Here is a 17,959-nt window from a genome sequence, read left to right on the forward strand (position 1 = left end):
TCGATAGACGATCACCTTGATCACCCGCAACGTCGGAGCGACCGCCGCCTTCTCGACATCCCTCGTACGACGGAGCTCGGCCGCGCGATGTCCGTCGTACGAGCGAGGTCCGTGAGCGGCTCGTACGTCAGACTGATGCGGTGGGTGGACTCGAGCGGTTGGGCCGTGGCTGGCAATCCCGACCCGACCTGGGCATTCCGGGACCACGTGGCCTGGACCGGGTGATCGATGTCGCCGTCGTGATCGCCGTGGCGACGGCGTCCGCGGTGCCGTTCATCGACCCGCCACCGGACGGAATCACCGCGCTCGGCGTCGTCTTCACGCTCGGGACCGTGATCCCGTTGCTCTGGCGGCGGCGTTCGCCGTTCGCGGTGATGGTGGTTGTCGGCGCGGCCGCGACACTCGTCTCGCTCCACCACCGGCCCGGGCAGAACCTCCAGTACGGCGGTCTGGTCGCGATCTACTCGCTCGCGAGCCTCGGACGGAAGCGCTGGCAGCGGGTCTTGCTGATCGTCCTGATCCTGATCACGTTCCCGCCTGCCTCACTGCTGCTGAAGCACAACGACCTCAACGAGTTCATGTTCACCTGCCTGCTCCCGGTCGCCGCGTTCCTGGCCGGCTCGCTCGAACGCAGCCACCGCGAGCACGCGGCGGCACTCCGCGAGCGAGCCGACCAGTTGGAGCGTGAACGCGTGGCCGAGACCGCCCGCGCCGCCGCCGAGGAACGCGCCCGGGTCGCCCGCGACATGCACGACATCCTCGCCCACGCGGTCAGCCTGATGGTGGTCCAGGCCGAAGCCGGGCCGGTGGTGGTCCGCACGGATCCGGACCGCGCCGAGCGAGCCTTCGATGCGATCGCCGACGCCGGTCGGGACGCGATGGTCCAGCTCCGGCGACTCCTCGGCGTGCTCAAAGCCGGCGAGGATCGCGCGCCCCAACCGACGTTGGCGTCGTTGCCTGACCTCACCAGAGGTCTCGACTTCGAGGAGACCGGCGTACGGCGTCCCGTCCCACCGGACACCGAGGTCGCGGTCTATCGCATCGTCCAGGAGGCGCTGACCAACATCGTGAAGCATGCCCATGCCACCCACGTCGCCGTACGGCTCAACTGGTCGAAGGACAACCTGGACGTCTCGGTCATCGATGACGGAGTAGGAGGCGACCTGGCGCCCGGCGGGCACGGCCTGATCGGGATCCGGGAACGCGCCGCAGCCTGCGGAGGTACGGCGGAAGCCGGCCCGCGAACCGGTGGTGGTTTCGAGGTGCGGGCCAGATTGCCTTGTCCCGTAGGGGTTTCATGATCCGGGTAGTGCTCGCCGACGATCAGGAGCTCGTCCGCAGTGGATTCGCGATGATCCTCGACGCGCAACCGGATATCGAGGTCGTCGGCGAGGCTGCCGACGGCGCCGACGCGGTGTCCCTGGTCCGCTCGTTGACCCCCGACGTCGCTCTCCTCGATGTGCGCATGCCGCGCGTCGACGGCCTGGCCGCGGCCCGCACGATCTGCGCGACCACCACGACGAAGGTAGTCATGCTGACCACCTTCGACTCCGACGACTACGTGTACGACGCCCTGTACGCCGGCGCGAGCGGCTTCCTGCTGAAGGACGTACGACGTGACGACCTGGTCCATGCCGTCCGTGTCGTCGTGGCCGGCGAGTCGCTCCTCGCGCCTAGCGTGACCCGGCGGCTCATCGCCGACCTGACCCGCAACCGGCCCCGCACCAATCCTGCCGCCGGCCTCGACGTCCTCACCGGTCGCGAACGCGAGACCCTCGTCCTGCTGGGCCGCGGGCTCTCCAACGCCGAGATCGCGGCCGCGCTGGGGGTGAGCGAACACACCGTCAAGACCCACGTCAGCAACACCCTGGCCAAGCTCAATCTGCGTGACCGGGTCCAGGCCGTGATCGCGGCGTACGAGACCGGCTTGATCACTCCCACGGACCAGTAGCCGCCGGAACCTCCCTCGCACCGGCGATGTGCCCGCCGCCGCCCGCGATCAGCCTTGAGGTATGAAGAAACTCGGCATCCTCGCCGGCGGCCTGTTCGTTGCCTACGGCATTATCCGCCTGATCGACGGAGCGAACGGCGACCGCGGCCCGGGCCTCGCCTGGACCAGCGGCCACCTCCTGTTCCTGCTCGGTCTCGTCCTGTTCGGCGTCGTCCTGATCCTGGCCCGCAGGGCCCTCACCTCCCGCCGCGTGCTGGCCACCGCGGCAACCGTTGTCGGTCTGGTCGGCGTGGCGGCGTTCGTCCGCGTCATCCTGACCGACCTGATCGTCGGCTTCCGCGCCTCGAATCACGCGGAGATGGGCGTGATCGGTGGCCAGTACGACCGTTGGCCGGGCAACCTCGGCATCTACGCACCCCTGCAGACCCTAGGACCGATCTTCTTCCTGATCGGTCTGCTGACGCTGTCGATTCTCCTCACCATCGAACGGCGGCTGCCGGTCTGGGCGCCGCCGGCCCTGCTGGCCGGATTCGTGCTGATCAGCGCGAACCTCGACCTGATGCCGATCGGTGGGGCCCTCCTCGGCCTCGCGTTCAGTACACCTCGCTTCCCGCGACCCGGTCGCAGGTACGTGCATTGGTTCATCAGGACAACATCTGGCGGCCATCAGAACAGGTGATGATCCTGCGGATTTCCGCCGCCGGCCTGGAGGGGCACACAACGATGGGGCACACGCACTCGCACGATCACGATCACGATCACGGAGTCGGCCACGGGCATGGCCATGGGCACGGCCACGGCCATGGCCATGGCCACGGGGAGGACCACCACCACCCGAACACCGAGCTCGACGCATCGACCCTGGCCGCGCTGGACGAATCGGTGCCGGACAGCGACCTGTCCCCGGCCGAGGTGTCCCGCCGCGGCCTGCTGCGGTCGGCCGGCATCCTCGGTGGTACGGCGGCCCTCGCCGTCAGCGGCGCCCAGTTCGCCGCCGCGACCACGCCGAAGGACACTGCGTCGTCGCAGGATGGTGGCTGGATCTTCCAGCACGGCAACCGCCCGAACGTCTGGCTGGCCGGGGACCACCACATCCACACCCAGCTGAGCTCGGACGGCATGTACCGGGTGATCGACCAGGCCCGGCACGCCGCCGCGTTCGGCCTGGACTGGCTGGTGATCACCGACCACGGTGGCGCGACGCACGCCCGGATCGGCGTCGACCTGGTCAACCCGCAGATCAAGGCGGCCCGATCCGAACTGAGCGACACGCTGATCTTCCAGGGCCTGGAGTGGAACATCCCGGCCGCCGAGCACGGCACGATCTTCGTTGCCCCGGGCAACCGCGAGGTCGACGTACTCAAGCAGTTCGAGAACAGCTACGACGGCAGCGTCCAGAACGCCGGCGCGAACTCGCCCGCCAACGAGGCGCTCGCGGTCTCCGGTATCCAGTGGCTCGGTCAGCAGGTCACCAAGCGTCGCGTCGCGGACGCGCTGTTCCTGGCCAACCACCCGGCCCGCAACGGCATCGACAGCCCGCACGAGATCCGCGGCTGGCGCGACGCCGACCCGCGGATCGCGGTCGGCTTCGAAGGCGCACCGGGGCACCAGGCCGGCGGCCTGCCGAAGGGGATCGGTGTCGGCGGTGCCCGCGGTCTCTACGGCAACGCACCGAACGCGAGCTCCTTCCCCGGCTACCCGGCCGAGAGCTACCGCACGTGGGGTGGTTTCGACTGGATGTCGGCGACCGTCGGCGGTCTCTGGGACAGCCTGCTAGCCGAGGGCAAGCCGTGGTGGATCACCGCCAACTCCGACTCGCACGTGAACTGGAACGAGACCTCCCGCCGTCCGGACGGGTCGTCGCAGGAGCAGTTCGACCGCGACGGTCGCTACATGGACCCGGTCTACGGCAACACGGTCAACTTGACCGCGGCCGACTTCTGGCCGGGCTTCTACAGCCGTACCCACGTCGGCGCCGACCGGCGTGACTACCTGTCGGTGATGGAGGGCCTGCGCAACGGCCGGGTCTGGGTCGACCACGGCTCGCTCGTCAAGGGTGTCGAGGTCGAGGTCCGCGAGGTCGGCAATCGGTACGGCGAATCGCTCGGCGGCGCGCTCGTGGTCCGCAAGGGCCGGCCGATCGAGCTCGTCGTCCGCATCACCGCGCAGACGCTGCCGAACTGGGCCAACTTCGTCCCGTCGCTGAACCGGGTGGACGTGATCCAGGGATCGGTGACCGGTCCGGTCAGCGACCGCGACACGTTCACCACGCCGAACACCAAGGTGGTCAAGCAGTGGGACACCTCGGGCAAGCGCGGCACGTTCGAACTCGTCTACCCACTGGGCAAGGCGGAGGAGGCGTCGTACGTGCGGGTCCGTGGGACCGACGGCAACCGCAGTCAGCCCGGATATCTCGGCGCGGCCGTTGACCCGGCCGGGCCTAAGCTCGACGTCGTCGGCGACGCCGACCCGTGGGTCGACCTGTGGTTCTACACCAACCCCATCTGGGTGCTGCCCAGGTGACGACACCCTGAGGAACGACGCCGAGATGATCGTCGCGATCGACGCGGACAGCAAGGACACGGCCGCCGCCGACCACCTGCTGTACGACCTGCTCGAGGCCCTGGACCAACCGGTCGTCGCCTGCACCCACATGGTGTCGGGCGCCGATCGGCCCCACGTCGCCGTGTCGCTCACCAGCACCGCCGATCTGGCCGACCCGATCCGCACGGCAGTGGCGGATCGGGCGGTCGGCCTGGCGATCACTCGGCCCGGAGCCAGCGAACCGGAGCTCGCCGGCCCGAGCCGCCTTGTCCGCGGCGCGTACGTCGCCGCCGTCGAAGCCGCTCTGGGTACGACGGGACGCGTCGTCCGCTGGCCCGGTCACGAGCAGGCGCACGGCGTTCTGCCCGCGGCCGAGCTGCGGACGCGGTGCGGAATCGACCAGCTCGAAGGCGTCGGCGGCGTACCGGTCGACGACGACACGCTGATCGACACCCTCGACTTCCTCCGCCCGTTGCGTCGCGACGGCCGACTGGTCCTCCAGGTCCAACCCGCCGCCGGCAACCTCCTCATCCCCTTCGAACTACAACACCAACAAAAGTGCTGCGCTGACCACTAGCCCCACGCCTGGGAGTGTTGGAGGACCTCGGGAAGTTCGCCGATCACGCCGAGGCGTTGGGTGCAGCGGGTCAGGGCCACGTAGAGGTCGCGGAGGCCGCGGGGGGACTCGATGACGATGCCGTCGGGATCGACGACGAGGACTGAGTCGAACTCCAGGCCCTTGGCCTCGCGGGCGGTGAGGACGGTGACGCCGGTCAGGTTCGCGACTGCCTCCTGAACGAGCTCGAGCCGGCTGCGGGACGTGATGATTCCGACCTGCCCGTACTGCGTTTCCTCCGCGGCGATCTTGTCGACGTACAGCGCCTGCTCGGCCGCGGGAATGTCCGCATGCCACGGCTTCACGCCGGTCGATCGCACCGAGCGTGGCGGCTTCGCCGACGCGTCGACCTCGCGGAGTACGTCGTTCGCGAGCTCCATCACCTCGGCCGGGGTGCGGTAGTTCAGGGTCAGCTCGGCCAGTCGCCAGCGGTCGCCGAAGGTCTCGCCGAGTGCGGACGACCAGCTCGTCCCGCCGCCGATCGCGCCGGTCTGCGCGACATCGCCGACCACGGTCATCGAACGCAGCGGGCACCGGCGCGCGATCGCCCGCCACGCCATCGGCGTCAGCTCCTGCGCCTCGTCCACGATCACGTGCCCGTACGTCCAGCGGCGATCCGCCGCGGCCCGATCGGCCAACGTCCGGTCGTCGTCGGCCTCGTACCGCTCGGCCAGGGTCTGCGCGTCGAGAAGGTCCTTCGCGGTCAGGATCTCCGCGTCGTCGTCATCGTCGAAGTCGGTCGACCCCGATCCGGCCAGCACATCCAACGCACCTTGCGCATAGGCGACCGCCCGGGCGCGGGCCGCACGCTCGCGCGCCGCCTCGGTACCGTCGTCGCCGAGCAACTCCGCCGCTTCGTCGAGCAGTGGTACGTCGGACGGGCTCCAGTCGGCGCCGTACCGCAGGAGGTGTTCGCGATCGAGTGCGCTGAGCTGTGGAGCCGCGGACGCGAGGCGCTGCTCGTCGCCGTACAGATCCTCGAGGAGTTGTTGTGGGCTGAGCAGCGGCCAGAGCTGGTCGAGGAGGGCCTGGATCGCCGGCTCGGCGACGACCTCCTTGCGCAGCTCGGCGAGGTCGTAGTCGTCGAGCAGCATCTCGCCGTCGAGCGGGTCGGTGGCGATGAGCTCGGCGTACTGGTTCGTCAGGTGGTCGACCATCTCGGTGAGGAAGAACGGCCTGGCCTGGTTGTGGGTGAGGTGGCGGTCCCTAGCCCGTGCCCGGGCGGCGGCACACACCTCAGGGTCCAGGTGGAGCTCGGTCCGGTCGACGGTCACCTGGACGGGACGGTCAGGGAGCCATTGCCGATCCGCGACCGCCTTCGCGATCACCTCGGCCATCAGCAGTCGGCCCTTCACCTCGGCGCTCTCGGGCGTCTCCGGCCGGGTCGCGGTCAGGCCCGGATACAGCTCGGCGATCGTGACCAGCCGGACGCCGTCCTCGCCGAGCGACGGGAGCACCTGCCCGATGAACCGCAGGAACGCCGCATTCGGTCCGACGACGAGAATTCCGCGCTTTTCCAGTTGCTCACGATGGGTATAAAGCAGGAATGCCGCGCGGTGCAACGCGATCGCGGTCTTACCGGTGCCGGGGCCGCCTTGAACGACCAGGATTCCGGGCAGTTCGGAGCGGATGATCCGGTCCTGATCGGCCTGGATGGTCTGGACGATCGACTCCATCTGGCCGGTCCGGCGGGCCTCCAGCGCCTTCATCAGGACGGCCTCGCCGATGACGCCCGTACCGGGCTTGGACGCATCGACCGCGTCCCGCTCGAGGTCGAGCTGCTCGTCCTGGATGTCGACCACTCTGCGCAGGCGCGTCTGGATGTGCCGGCGCCGGACGATGCCGTGGTTCGCCACTGCGGTGGCGATGTAGAAGGGCCGCGCGGCGGGCGCACGCCAGTCGACCAGGAGCGGTTCGTACTCGGCGTCGTGCAAACCGATCCGGCCGATGTGCAGGATCTCGCCGTCGGCCGCGTCCAGCCGGCCGAAGTACAGACCCTCCTCGGCGGCGTTCAGCCGCGCCTGGCGCAGCTTCAGATCACGGATCCGGCCGTCGCGCTGGTGCAGTGCCTGGGCGTTGCGGGTCTGGACCAGTTGCTCGTCGTTCGAGCGCAGCTCGGTCCGCTCGCGCTCGGTGTCCAGCGCGGCGTAGAACGTGATCAGGTGCGCCTGTTCGGCGTCGACCGGATTCGGCAATTCCAACCCCTTGTGTTAAAATGCAACCCGTTGGTTCGGGCCGCATTTAGCTACATATTGTGTGGCTGCCAACAAATCCATGAGTTTATCTCTCTTTGCAGACTTTCTGTACTGCGAGCTGTCCCCGGATCGCCGCGTGGGGCACGATCGGGAGATGGCGTTTCACTCCATCGTCCCGCCGTACCTGCTCGAGCACCTCGAGCGGACCGTGGACGATCCCAACCTCCGCGCGCGGTTCCGCCTCTCGCTGCAGCAGGACGCGGTCCTGCGCAGCCGCCCGGCGGCCGGGCTCGCCCGCGCGACCGAGGCCGGCGGGCTGCGCCGCGAGGTGTACGACGCGCAGAACGAGACGAACCTGCCTGGCCAGCAGGTCCGCGCCGAGGGTGAGGATCCCGTCCGGGACCAAGCCGTCAACCAGGCGTACGACGGCACCGGCGCGACCTGGACCATGTACAGCGAGTGCTTCGGCCGGGACTCGATCGACGGCCAAGGGCTGATCCTGACGTCGACCGTGCACTACGACCGCGGGTACGCGAACGCGTTCTGGGACGGTGCCCAGATGGTCTTCGGCGATGGGGACGGGGAGATCTTCGGCAACTTCACCGCGTCGATCGACGTCACCGGACACGAGCTGACCCACGGGGTCACGCAGTACACGGCGAGCCTGGCCTATGAAGGGCAGTCGGGTGCACTCAACGAGAGCATCTCCGATGTCTTCGGTTCGCTCGCCAAACAGCACCAGCTCGGTCAGAGCACGTCCGAGGCCGACTGGTTGATCGGGGCCGGCCTGTTCCTGCCTGGCGTGCAGGGTGTCGCGCTGCGCTCGATGAAGGCGCCGGGGACGGCGTACGACGATCCGCGGCTGGGCAAGGATCCCCAGCCGGACAACATGTCCGGGTACGTCGAGACCGAGGACGACAACGGCGGTGTCCACCTGAACTCCGGCATCCCGAACCGCGCCTTCTACCTGACCGCGGATGCGATCGGCGGCAACGCGTACGACGACGCCGGCAAGATCTGGTACGCCACCCTGACCGCCGGCGGTCTCGCAACCGACGCCACCTTCACCGCCTTCGCCCGAGCCACCCAAGCCGCCGCCACCCAACTCTTCGGCCCCGACTCCACCCAACTCACCGCAGTAACCCAAGCCTGGCAAACCGTCGGCGTCCTCCCCAACCCCACCGACCCCCCACCCCCTCCAGCCGCCACCGACAAGCCTCGGTCGTCGGGTGAGTCGGCAGGGCTCATGCGGGCGGCTCAGTCCGACTTCCCGCCGGCCGCCGGCTTGTCGGCGGACGAGGACTCTTGACCTCAAGTGTTGTTGAGGTATTACGGTCGCGATCGTGACTGTTCATCCGCTGCGCCTCGTGCTGCTGACGCGCAATCTGGATGCCGGACGGTTCGGCACGCTGGTCACGGAGTGGTTCGCTCGGGAGATCGAGCAGAGCGACGAATTCAAGCTGGATCTCGTCGACCTGAGTGCGGTCACGCACCACGACCTGCGCCGACGGATCGAGGATGCGGACGCTGTGGTGATCGTCACAGCCGAGTACAACCATGCGTACCCGGGCGACCTGAAGACAGCGATCGACGCCGTACGACGGCCTTGGTACGGCAAGCCGATCGCGTTCGTCGTGTACGGCGGCCGCTCCGGCGGACTCCGCGCGGCCGAACAGCTCCGGCTCGTCTTCGGCGAACTCCACGCGGTCACGATCCGCGACACCCTCGGCTTCCACGAATCCGACTTCACCCCGAGCGGCGAACCGGTCGATCGGACCACCTCAGCCGCCGCGGCCGCACTCCTTCGCCAGCTCGCCTGGTGGGCCCGCCCACTCCGCGACGCGCGGGCCGACACGCCGTACCCGGAATAGCTCACGATCGGCGGAGGTTGCCCCCGATGTGAGCGCCGAAACCATGCCCTTGTCCGTGCTCGACCTCTCGCCGGTGCCGTCCGGGACGCGTCCGTCCCAGGCGCTGCACGAGACGCTCGAACTGGCCCGCACCGCGGAGGCCGCCGGATACCACCGCTACTGGCTGGCCGAGCATCACAACATTCGCAGCGTGGTCAGCACGAGCCCTGAGGTGATGATCGCGGCCGTGGCCGCTGCCACCTCGAGCATCCGCGTCGGCTCCGGCGGCATCATGCTGCCGAACCACTCGCCGCTCAAGGTCGCCGAGACGTTCCGCGTCCTGGCCGGCCTGTATCCGGACCGCATCGACCTCGGCCTCGGTCGCGCGCCCGGCACCGACCAGCGCACCGCGCTCGCACTGCGCCGCAGCCGCGAGGCGCTCGGCGCCGACGACTTCACCGAGCAGTACGCCGAGCTCCGCGCGTACGCCGAAGGATTCCCGGCGGGACACCCGTTCGAGCCGATCTCCGCGCAGCCCGACGACGTCCCGCTGCCGCCGGTCTGGATCCTCGGCTCCAGCACGTACGGCGGCCAGGCGGCTGCCATCCTCGGGACGGGCTTCGCCTACGCGGGTCACTTCGGGACACTCGACCCGACCGAGGTGATCTCGGCGTACAAGACGAACTTCGAGCGCTTCGAGCACGGGTCCGAGCCGCGCGCGATGCTGGCGCTGGCCGCGATCGTCGCCGACACCGAGGAGCGCGCGCAGCAGCTGGCCCGTGCCAACGCTCTGTCCATGCTCCGCCTCCGCTCCGGACGTCCGGGTCCGCTTCCGTCCCCCGAGGAGGCCGCGGACTATCCATGGTCCGACGCCGAGGAAGCCGCGGTGGAGGAGTGGGCCGGCCTGGTCGCTGTCGGCACGCCTGAGCAGGTTGCCGAGGAGCTCACCCGCCGGGCCGAACGCGCCGGCGCCGACGAGCTCATCATCACCACGAACATCCACGACCCGGCCGAACGTCGCCGCTCCTACGAGCTGCTCGCCCAGGCATGGGGTCTCAAGCCGCGCTAACTCGGCACTCCTCGGACGTGCTCGAAGATGAGGCTTGTCTCCGCGTGAACCACCGCGGGATCGGCGGTCAAGTGATCCAGCACAAATTCGCGCAGCGCGTCCGGCGAGGCCGCGGAGACGTGCAGGAGATAGTCGTTGGCGCCGCTCACGTGGAACAGCGACAGCACACCCGGTAGGCCCGGGACCTTGGTGCGGAAGCGGTTGATCTCGTCGCGCGAGTGCGCGCCGATCCGGATTGCCACCAGCGCCTGCAGCGGCTGACCGAGCGCGCCCAGATCCACGTCCGCGTGGAACCCGCGGATCACACCGCGCTCCCGCAGCGAACGCACCCGCGTCAGGCACGTCGACGGCGCGATCCCGGTCGCCTCGGCGAGGGCGTTGTTCGCCATCCGGCCGTCGGCCGTGAGCAGGCGGACCAGCTCCCGGTCGACCTCGTCGAGCCCACCGGCCTGCACCCCACCGGCCTGCCCGGTTCGCGTTCCAGGAGTCGGCCGTGGAGCCGGTCCGGGGCTCCGACGATCCTTCGGCATGGCATCACTCTAGAGCCCTCCCACAGAATCCACAGCTTGTGGACAGGCCTGTGGATGAATTTTCTTCGGAACTCTTGCGATCAAACCGCAGAAGATTCCATCCTCCTCACATCCCGGTTGTTTGGAGGCCCTCGATGACGCAGCTCGACACCCGCTCGGTGCACGCCGGCCGCGACGACCTGACCGCGCTCGGCGTCCATGTCCCGCCGATCGACCTGTCCACGACGTACCCGCTCCCCGGTGTGGACGCCGGCGGGACGTCGTACGACGAACTTGCCCGCGGCAACGGCCCGGACGCCGGCAACCTCGTCTACCAGCGGCTGTGGAACCCGACCGTTGCCCGCTTCGAGAGTGCTCTCGCGGAGCTCGAACAGACCGAGGGCGCGGTCGCGTTCGGATCCGGGATGGCGGCGCTGACCGCGTGTCTTCTCGCTGCCGTGACCGCCGGCCGGCCGCACGTGGTCGCCGTACGACCGCTGTACGGCGGGTCCGACCACCTGTTATCCACAGGCCTGTTGGGGACAACGGTCACCTGGGCCGGCGTGGGTGAGGTCGCTTCGGCGGTACGCGCGGACACCGGCCTCGTGATCGTGGAGACACCGGCCAATCCGACGCTCGAGTTGGTGGACATCGCGGGCGTGGTCGCCGCGGCGGGCGACGTACCGGTGCTGGTCGACAGCACGTTCGCGACGCCGGTCCTGCAACAGCCGGCGCGGCACGGGGCGAGCCTGGTGTTGCACTCGGCAACCAAATACCTCGGCGGCCACGGCGACGTCATGGGCGGCGTCGTCGCGGCCGGCGCGGAGTGGATCGGCCGGCTCCGGCAGATCCGCGCACTGACAGGTGGTCTGCTGCATCCGTTGGCGGCGTACGAACTGCACAGGGGACTGCAGACGCTGCCGTTGCGAGTACGGGCGCAGCAGTCCACCGCCATCAAAGTCGCCGACTGGCTCTCCGCCCAACCCACCGTCGACCGCGTCGACTACCCCGGCCTCTCCGACCCGCAAGGCCTCATCGGCCGCCAGCAGTCAGGCCCCGGCGCAGTCCTCTCCTTCACCCTGACCGGCGGCTACGAGGCGGCCGCCCAGGTCGCAGCCAACCTGAACCTCATCACCCACGCCGTCTCCCTAGGCGGCGTAGACACCCTGATCCAACACCCCGCCGCCCTGACCCACCGCCTGGTCGCCCCCGAAGCCAAACCCCCCGCCAACCTCCTCCGCCTCAGCCTTGGCCTGGAAGACCCCGAAGACCTGGTAGCCGACCTCCACCAAGCCCTAACCCAACTACGTACAACTCGACAGAACGTATACGCCCACTAACCGCGCCGCGCCGCTCGCTCGAGCCTGCGTGCGCTGCCCGCCGGCGCACACATCCTAATGACCTGTCCGGCTGCCGGCAGTCAGGCCGGCACAGCAACCGGTCGCGTCAGCACTCGGTCGATGATTCCGTAGTCTCGGGCTGCTTCGGGAGTGAACCAGCGGTCTCGGTCGAAGTCTGTGGTGATGCGGTCGAGTGATTGGCCGGTGCGCTCGGCGATCAGGTGGGCGAGGTCCTCCCGCGCCTTGATCGCCTGCTCTGCCTGCACCTTGATGTCGCTCGCCGTGCCGCCCATCCCGCCAGTCGGCTGGTGCATCATGATCCGCGCATGCGGCAGCGCGTACCGCTTGCCGGGCGTGCCGCAGGTCAGCAGCACCTGCCCCATCGACGCGACCAGTCCCATCGCGTACGTCGCCACGTCGTTGCTGATGAAGTTCATCGTGTCGTAGATCGCCAGCCCGGCCGACACCGAGCCGCCGGGGGAGTTGATGTACAGCGAGATCTCCGCCTTCGGGTCCTCCGCGTTCAGCAGGATCAGCTGGGCGCACAGCGCGTTGGCGTTCTCGTCCTTGATCTCGTCGCCGAGGACGAGGATGCGCTGCCACAGCAGCCGCTCGTAGATGTGCCGGTCCAGGTTGTTCGGGAGTTGAATCTCGCTCATGGGTTCCAGCCTGCGGGCAGAGTCCGGCGATGGCCCGGGAATCTGCCCGTGGCAGATCTGCCCACCGCAGACCTGATCGGGATGGCACACTCGGTACAGGACATCGGAGTCGAGGAGGGCCACGACGTGTTACTACGCCAGGTGATCGGGAACGTCTTCCGCCGACTGCGGCGCGAGCGGGGGATCACCCTGCGCGAGCTCGCCGAGCTGGCGCAGGTGTCGGTGCCCTACTTGTCCGAGATCGAGCGTGGCCGCAAGGAGCCGTCCTCGGAGATCCTGGCCGCGATCTGCCGGGCGCTCGGCCTCGAGCTGTCCGACCTGCTGGCCGAGGTGCAGTTCGACCTCGCCGTCGCGGCCCGCTCCACGCTGCCGATCCACCTCCAGACCGCCGCGATCCGCGTCCAGCAGTCGACCGGACCCCAGCAGCTCACCCCGTCGCCCCGCGCGCACACCTCCGCCCAGGTCTTCGCGCTGGTCGCTTAGTTGGTGCACTGGTACGAAAGCCCGGCAGCCAAGCTCTGGCGTACGGCGCCGGCTCCGGCGGAGGTGCTCGCGTTCCATCAGACCCTGCCCGCCTATCGCCCGACCCCGCTGACCCCTGTCCCGACTCTGGCGTCGGAGCTCGGAGTCGCGGAGGTCTTGGTGAAGGACGAGTCCCAGCGCCTCGGCCTGCCGGCGTTCAAGGCACTCGGGGCGTGGTGGGCGATTCATCGCACGCTCCGAGACCACCCTGGTCCGGTCGAGCTCGTCACAGCCACGGATGGCAACCATGGCCGAGCGGTCGCGCGCCGGGCCGCGATGTTGGGCCTGCCCGCACATGTCTTCGTCCCGGACGTCGTGAGTGACGCATCCATCGACGCGATCCGCTCCGAGGGCGCCACGGTGACCGTCGTACCCGACTCGTACGACGCTGCGGTCGCCGAGGCTGCGTCGTACGCGTCGGATGAACGCCTGCTGATCCAGGACTCCGCATGGCCTGGGTACGAGGTGATCCCGCAGCACATCGTCGACGGCTATTCGACTCTGTTCCGGGAGATCGACGTACAGCCCGATCTGGTGGTTGTACCGATGGGCGTGGGGTCGGTGGCTCAGGCTGCGGTCACGCACTACCGCAGTGGTTCGGTCACGCCAGCGCTCCTGGGTGTTGAGCCCACGACCGCCTCCTGCGTCACCACGAGCCTCCTCGCCGGTGAGCCGACCAGCGTCCCTACCGGCAAGACGGTCATGGCCGGTCTGAACTGCGGTACGCCGTCCACCCTCGCCTGGCCCGTACTGCGCTCAGGCCTCGACTACTCCGTCACAGTCGACGACCCAGAAGCACTCAAGGCCGCGGAAGACCTTGCAGCGGCCGGCATCTCCTCAGGTCCCAGTGGTGCGGCCACTCTGGCGGGACTCCGCGCAGCCCGGGACCGGCTGCCTCTCACCTCGACCAGCACGGTAGTTCTCATCAACACCGAGGCAGCGCTGACGCGGTGAAGTACGTGGTGCGGTTCCCGGTAGATGATCGTGAGTTGTCGACTCTGCACGCTCTTGCGTTCGAGAGCGACGTGGAGGTGCAGCCGTGGGGTGAGCGGTTGGAGCGGTGGGCGCTGACCTGGGTGGGGGCCTTTAGCAACGATCAGCTGGTCGGGTTCGTGCAGGTGTGCTGGGACGGCGGTGCGCACGCGTTCGTACTGGATACCGCCGTACATCCAGCGTATGGACGGCGAGGGATCGGGAAGCAGCTCGTGCTCAGTGCGGCGGCGGAGGCGAAGGCTGCGGGGTGTGAGTGGCTGCATGTGGACTACGAGCCGCATCTGAAGGCGTTCTACCAGGACGCCATCGGGTTCCGTCCGACTGACGCCGGACTGCTCAGACTGCGCTAGAACCCCAGTGCTGTCAGGCGTTCGGTGGAGATGCAAGAGGTCAGGCAGCGTTCCTTCTGGTCGCCGAGCAGGTCCGCGGTCCACGTCGTGAAGCCGCCGTCACCCAGACCCTCACCACCGCGGCCGATGTCGAGCGCCGTACCGGAGTAGTAGTTCGCACTCTTCGTCCGCTCGGTGTCCTCGGTGAACGCGACCTTCAAGGCCGGACGGACCGTGTCCTCGATCCGCTCCCGGACCGCGGACGGCGTGAAGATGGTGAACGCGAGGTCGGCGTCATCGCCCAGCACGTCCTGCCAGAAGCTCATATGGTCGACCAGCATCTCCGCCTCGGTCCGGCCCGACCCCGTGTCCCGCGCACTCGACACCAGCACGAACAACTGGAAGTGCGCGAACATCCCCGGCCCATCGACCGTCTGCGCACGTACTACCCGTTGGCACGTGGCCAAGTCGACCCGAGCCTGGCCGGCACGACGTCGTGCGGCGGCTTCGATGGCGAGCTCGTTGGTCGGGTCGCTGGCAACCTCCGTACCGCGGATCGTGCTCAGGACTTGGTGCTGGTTGATGGTCGCCAGCGCGGACGACGTACCGAGTGGCGTGACCGGGGACAGCTCGACGCCGGCGAACTTCTCGGGCAGGCGGTCCCACAAGTACTGCTGTGTCTTCACCAGTTGGCGCGGATCCACGGCTGACGGCCGCACGAACCGGTCCTGCTGCCACCGCTGCAGCAACCGCGCCGGCGTCACCTTGGCGGCCCGCTCCCGGCTCACGTCCAGCAGCACCGACTGCAGCTCGGACGGGCTCAACCCGTCGACGAGTGCGTCCCGGCTACCCTCCGGCAGCTTGGCCCAGAACCGTTCGATCACGTTGCCCATCGCCCTACTGTGACCGATCCGCAGCCGAGCGCGCTCGTCATTTAGCGGTCTACCTCTGACCAGCCTGTACCTACTAGTATGTTCAGCAATCGACGAGAGGTGTGGCCTGTGGATGCGATGCAGTACGAGATCACCTTGCCGACCGACTACGACATGGGGATCATCCGGCGCCGGGTGGAGACGAACGCGCCGCGGCTGGAGAACTTCGAAGGCCTCGGGCTGAAGGCGTATCTGGTTCAGGACCGCGCGAACGGCGCCATGTTCAACCAGTACGCGCCCTTCTACCTGTGGAACGACCAGGCGGGGATGGCGAAGTTCCTGTGGGGCGGCGGATTCTTCACCGGGATCTGCGCGTCGTTCGGACGTCCAGCGGTGCGGCGCTGGGCCGGCGTCGAGGTGCTGGCTGGTCCGGATGTGGATCAACCTGGGTTGAGCGCGACGAAACACACGCAACTGCTGGCTCCGGATATCGATCCCGCCGAGCCGATCGCCGCGGCGGCCGATGAGCTGCGGCGGATGGCCGCGCTCGATGGCGTCCACTCGACGGCGTTGGCGGTGGATCCCAGCCGATGGGAGCTTGTCCGCTTCACCGTCTGGAGCAATCCCGAGCCAGGCCTCGTCCCCGGCACGCGCTATCAGATCCTGCACTTATCCACACCTGGAACAAAGCTGCTGCTGGGACGATGAAATCGCCGTATCTTCTAGGGCATGAGATATCCGAGCCCGCACCTTTGACGCCCTGACCGAACCAACCGCCGCTCACGATCCAGGCGACCTGACCGGTTGCCGACCGGCCTGTCGGCGCGCATCGTCGCGTTCGAGGCGCTGCACGACTTCATCCCGCTCTATCCGCTGTACCAGCTGCTCTTCGCCGACCACGGACTGTCGGCGGGGCAGATCTCGACGCTGTTCATCATCTGGTCGACCACGGCGTTCGTCCTCGAGGTGCCGTCGGGTGCCTGGGCGGACACATACTCCCGGCGCAAGCTCCTGACGCTCGGCGCACTCCTCAGCGGTCTCGGCTACGCCGCCTGGATCACGTTGCCTTCGTTCGCCGGATTCGCGCTCGGCTTCGTCCTGTGGGGGACGTCGTCGGCGCTGATCTCCGGCACCTTCGAAGCCTTTGTCTACGACGAACTCGCGGCCCGGAATCGCACCACCCGGTATGCGACGCTGCTCGGCCGAGCCCGCTCGGCATCCTTCGTGACCAACCTCGCCGCCACGGCCTTGGCCACCCCGCTCTTCACCCTCGGCGGCTACACCCTCGCCGGCATCGTCAGTATCTTCGCCTGCCTGACCCAGGCAGCCGTAGCCCTATCCCTCCCGGAGGCGCCAGCCACAGAACCCGAAGCAGAGACAACACCGTCGAAGGCGTTCGCCAGCTACCTCGCGATGTTGCGTACCGGTGTGACCGAGGTGCTGACCAGCCGTCGGGTTCGGCGGGCGGTCGCCCTGGTTGCCTTGCTGGGCGGGTTCCTCGCGTTCGACGAGTACTTTCCGTTGCTTGCCCGGGAGGCCGGCGCGGCGACCAGCATGGTCCCGTTGCTCATCGCCGGCACGGTCGCGGCTCAAGCGATCGGCGGTGCGCTCGCGGGTCCGACGTACAGGTTGCCTGCAGCAACCTTTGCGATCGGGCTGGCGCTGACGGCGGTGCTGATCGCATCGGGTTCGCTCAGCCGTTCGGTCTGGGGATTCCTGCCGATCGCGCTCGGGTACGGCGTGATGCAGCTGGTGATCGTGGTCGCCGAAGCGCGTCTCCAGGACTCGATCACCGGCCCGGCCCGCGCAACCGTAACCTCCGTCTCAGGCTTCTTCGCCGAGGTCTTCGCCGTGGCGGTCTACGCAGGCTTCGCACTGGGGTCCCTCTGGTTCACCATGTCAATCCTCGTAGCCGGCCTAACCATCCCAGTCCTCCTAACAGCCATCCTCATCCCCCAAACCCTCCCCCCACCCACCGACACCCCCGAGTGAAGACGTGTGCTGCAAGTGCAACGGACACCGCTTCGCGGCGGCTGTTCAGTTGCCGCCTCCGGCGGGGCACAGATGGTGGATACGCGCTCATCCGGTGTGCGCGAAGGTCTCTGTGTCGCGCGGGTTGCGGACATCGCTTCGCGGCGACGCTGCTCTTGCCATCTTCGGCGGGGGGATGGTGGATCCGGGCTCGTCTGGTATGCGCGAAGGACTCTGGTGTCGCAGGGCGGTCACCGTTCGCGGCGGTGTGGTTTCCGTCTTCGGCGGGGCGGATGGTGGATCCGCGCTCATCTGGTGCGCGCAATGAACTGCTGTCGCAGGTGCTGCGGACACCGCGTCGTGCGACGGTCCTCCTGCCGTCTTCGGTGGGGCGCGGATGGTGGGTCCGCCGCTTGGGTGGTTTGCGCAAGGGACTGTGGTGTCGCGGTCTCCGGGCTGCGTGAGTGTGCTGGTCGGGGTGGTGCGTGTCAAGGGCGCCTTCGGCGTCGCTGGCGCGATCTTCGACCCTTGACCCACAC

Annotated in this window: 18 protein-coding genes; 14 read left to right on the top strand and 4 right to left on the bottom strand. The window is 68.5% G+C overall.

The window, feature by feature from the left end; all coding sequences use genetic code 11:
- Window positions 1-140: 140 nt before the first annotated feature.
- The 5 genes from ACWF4Z_RS23635 to ACWF4Z_RS23655 all read left to right on the top strand — a co-directional run bounded on the left by ACWF4Z_RS23635 (window position 141) and on the right by ACWF4Z_RS23655 (window position 5,072).
- Window positions 141-1,301: a sensor histidine kinase gene (locus ACWF4Z_RS23635; protein WP_452245287.1), complete on the top strand. Its 1,161-nt coding sequence runs from the start codon at window positions 141-143 to the stop codon at window positions 1,299-1,301.
- Window positions 1,298-1,951, top strand: coding sequence for a response regulator (locus ACWF4Z_RS23640; protein WP_452245288.1), 654 nt, complete (start codon window positions 1,298-1,300; stop codon window positions 1,949-1,951). Before ACWF4Z_RS23635 ends, ACWF4Z_RS23640 begins: the two co-directional genes overlap by 4 nt.
- Before the next feature lie 61 nt (window positions 1,952-2,012).
- Window positions 2,013-2,630 carry a hypothetical protein gene (locus ACWF4Z_RS23645; protein WP_452245289.1) on the top strand — a complete coding sequence of 206 codons (618 nt, stop codon included), beginning with the start codon at window positions 2,013-2,015 and terminating at the stop codon, window positions 2,628-2,630.
- Window positions 2,630-4,474, top strand: a complete 1,845-nt coding sequence (locus ACWF4Z_RS23650) for a histidinol-phosphatase (protein ID WP_452245290.1) — start codon at window positions 2,630-2,632, stop codon at window positions 4,472-4,474. The genes ACWF4Z_RS23645 and ACWF4Z_RS23650 overlap by 1 nt, the downstream gene beginning before the upstream one ends.
- 25 nt (window positions 4,475-4,499) lie before the next feature.
- Window positions 4,500-5,072 carry a hypothetical protein gene (locus ACWF4Z_RS23655; protein ID WP_452245291.1) on the top strand — a complete coding sequence of 191 codons (573 nt, stop codon included), beginning with the start codon at window positions 4,500-4,502 and terminating at the stop codon, window positions 5,070-5,072.
- On the opposite strand, the gene ACWF4Z_RS23660 is transcribed toward ACWF4Z_RS23655, so the two are convergent.
- The gene (locus ACWF4Z_RS23660) at window positions 5,069-7,306 is read right to left on the bottom strand and encodes a HelD family protein (RefSeq protein ID WP_452245292.1); all 2,238 of its coding nucleotides are present in this window, start codon (window positions 7,304-7,306) and stop codon (window positions 5,069-5,071) included. The genes ACWF4Z_RS23655 and ACWF4Z_RS23660 overlap by 4 nt on opposite strands.
- A 154-nt stretch (window positions 7,307-7,460) precedes the next feature.
- On the opposite strand from ACWF4Z_RS23660, the gene ACWF4Z_RS23665 reads away from it, so the two are divergent.
- Genes ACWF4Z_RS23665 through ACWF4Z_RS23675 form a run of 3 tightly spaced genes read left to right on the top strand, consistent with a single transcriptional unit; the run spans window position 7,461 to window position 10,225 of the window.
- Window positions 7,461-8,615: a M4 family metallopeptidase gene (locus ACWF4Z_RS23665; protein ID WP_452245293.1), complete on the top strand. Its 1,155-nt coding sequence runs from the start codon at window positions 7,461-7,463 to the stop codon at window positions 8,613-8,615.
- Window positions 8,616-8,649: 34 nt separating this feature from the next.
- On the top strand, window positions 8,650-9,177 hold the full coding sequence (locus ACWF4Z_RS23670) for an NADPH-dependent FMN reductase (protein WP_452245294.1): 528 nt from the start codon (window positions 8,650-8,652) through the stop codon (window positions 9,175-9,177).
- 28 nt (window positions 9,178-9,205) lie between these two features.
- Window positions 9,206-10,225, top strand: coding sequence for an LLM class flavin-dependent oxidoreductase (locus ACWF4Z_RS23675; RefSeq protein WP_452245295.1), 1,020 nt, complete (start codon window positions 9,206-9,208; stop codon window positions 10,223-10,225).
- On the opposite strand, the gene ACWF4Z_RS23680 is transcribed toward ACWF4Z_RS23675, so the two are convergent.
- Window positions 10,222-10,755: an Lrp/AsnC family transcriptional regulator gene (locus tag ACWF4Z_RS23680; RefSeq protein WP_452245296.1), complete on the bottom strand. Its 534-nt coding sequence runs from the start codon at window positions 10,753-10,755 to the stop codon at window positions 10,222-10,224. The genes ACWF4Z_RS23675 and ACWF4Z_RS23680 overlap by 4 nt on opposite strands.
- Window positions 10,756-10,889: 134 nt before the next feature.
- Between ACWF4Z_RS23680 and ACWF4Z_RS23685 the strand changes: the two genes are divergently transcribed.
- Entirely contained in the window at window positions 10,890-12,074 is a 1,185-nt protein-coding gene (locus tag ACWF4Z_RS23685; RefSeq protein WP_452245297.1) for a trans-sulfuration enzyme family protein, read from the top strand.
- Between the two features lie 80 nt (window positions 12,075-12,154).
- Here the strand turns inward: ACWF4Z_RS23685 and ACWF4Z_RS23690 are convergent, their stop codons facing one another.
- Window positions 12,155-12,733, bottom strand: a complete 579-nt coding sequence (locus tag ACWF4Z_RS23690; RefSeq protein ID WP_452245298.1) for a ClpP family protease — start codon at window positions 12,731-12,733, stop codon at window positions 12,155-12,157.
- 48 nt (window positions 12,734-12,781) lie between these two features.
- On the opposite strand from ACWF4Z_RS23690, the gene ACWF4Z_RS23695 reads away from it, so the two are divergent.
- The 3 genes from ACWF4Z_RS23695 to ACWF4Z_RS23705 are packed head-to-tail and all read left to right on the top strand — an operon-like array spanning window position 12,782 to window position 14,598.
- Complete coding sequence (locus tag ACWF4Z_RS23695) at window positions 12,782-13,216, top strand: helix-turn-helix domain-containing protein (RefSeq protein ID WP_452245299.1); 435 nt, start codon at window positions 12,782-12,784, stop codon at window positions 13,214-13,216.
- A 3-nt stretch (window positions 13,217-13,219) separates the two neighbouring features.
- Window positions 13,220-14,209 carry a pyridoxal-phosphate dependent enzyme gene (locus ACWF4Z_RS23700; RefSeq protein WP_452245300.1) on the top strand — a complete coding sequence of 330 codons (990 nt, stop codon included), beginning with the start codon at window positions 13,220-13,222 and terminating at the stop codon, window positions 14,207-14,209.
- The gene (locus ACWF4Z_RS23705; RefSeq protein ID WP_452245301.1) at window positions 14,206-14,598 is read left to right on the top strand and encodes a GNAT family N-acetyltransferase; all 393 of its coding nucleotides are present in this window, start codon (window positions 14,206-14,208) and stop codon (window positions 14,596-14,598) included. The genes ACWF4Z_RS23700 and ACWF4Z_RS23705 overlap by 4 nt, the downstream gene beginning before the upstream one ends.
- Here ACWF4Z_RS23705 and ACWF4Z_RS23710 read toward each other — a convergent pair.
- A complete protein-coding gene (locus ACWF4Z_RS23710) occupies window positions 14,595-15,470 on the bottom strand; it encodes a hypothetical protein (RefSeq protein WP_452245302.1) in 876 nt (291 codons plus the stop codon). The genes ACWF4Z_RS23705 and ACWF4Z_RS23710 overlap by 4 nt on opposite strands.
- A gap of 117 nt (window positions 15,471-15,587) precedes the next feature.
- On the opposite strand from ACWF4Z_RS23710, the gene ACWF4Z_RS23715 reads away from it, so the two are divergent.
- Together ACWF4Z_RS23715 and ACWF4Z_RS23720 are read left to right on the top strand one after the other, a co-directional pair.
- Complete coding sequence (locus ACWF4Z_RS23715) at window positions 15,588-16,157, top strand: DUF4865 family protein (protein ID WP_452245362.1); 570 nt, start codon at window positions 15,588-15,590, stop codon at window positions 16,155-16,157.
- A gap of 96 nt (window positions 16,158-16,253) precedes the next feature.
- On the top strand, window positions 16,254-17,441 hold the full coding sequence (locus ACWF4Z_RS23720; RefSeq protein WP_452245303.1) for an MFS transporter: 1,188 nt from the start codon (window positions 16,254-16,256) through the stop codon (window positions 17,439-17,441).
- The last annotated feature ends 518 nt before the right edge of the window (window positions 17,442-17,959 follow it).

It is taken from the genome of Kribbella sp. NPDC055071 (assembly GCF_053608045.1).

Excerpts from the sequence above, each read along its gene's own strand:
- ACWF4Z_RS23640 (WP_452245288.1), top strand. The coding sequence starts at position 1,298 with ATGATCCGGGTAGTGCTCGCCGACGATCAGGAGCTCGTCCGCAGTGGA.
- ACWF4Z_RS23645 (WP_452245289.1), top strand. The coding sequence starts at position 2,013 with ATGAAGAAACTCGGCATCCTCGCCGGCGGCCTGTTCGTTGCCTACGGC.
- ACWF4Z_RS23650 (WP_452245290.1), top strand. The coding sequence starts at position 2,630 with ATGATCCTGCGGATTTCCGCCGCCGGCCTGGAGGGGCACACAACGATG.
- ACWF4Z_RS23655 (WP_452245291.1), top strand. The coding sequence starts at position 4,500 with ATGATCGTCGCGATCGACGCGGACAGCAAGGACACGGCCGCCGCCGAC.
- ACWF4Z_RS23665 (WP_452245293.1), top strand. The coding sequence starts at position 7,461 with ATGGCGTTTCACTCCATCGTCCCGCCGTACCTGCTCGAGCACCTCGAG.
- ACWF4Z_RS23680 (WP_452245296.1), bottom strand. The coding sequence starts at position 10,755 with ATGCCGAAGGATCGTCGGAGCCCCGGACCGGCTCCACGGCCGACTCCT.
- ACWF4Z_RS23685 (WP_452245297.1), top strand. The coding sequence starts at position 10,890 with ATGACGCAGCTCGACACCCGCTCGGTGCACGCCGGCCGCGACGACCTG.
- ACWF4Z_RS23690 (WP_452245298.1), bottom strand. The coding sequence starts at position 12,733 with ATGAGCGAGATTCAACTCCCGAACAACCTGGACCGGCACATCTACGAG.
- ACWF4Z_RS23710 (WP_452245302.1), bottom strand. The coding sequence starts at position 15,470 with ATGGGCAACGTGATCGAACGGTTCTGGGCCAAGCTGCCGGAGGGTAGC.
- ACWF4Z_RS23715 (WP_452245362.1), top strand. The coding sequence starts at position 15,588 with ATGCAGTACGAGATCACCTTGCCGACCGACTACGACATGGGGATCATC.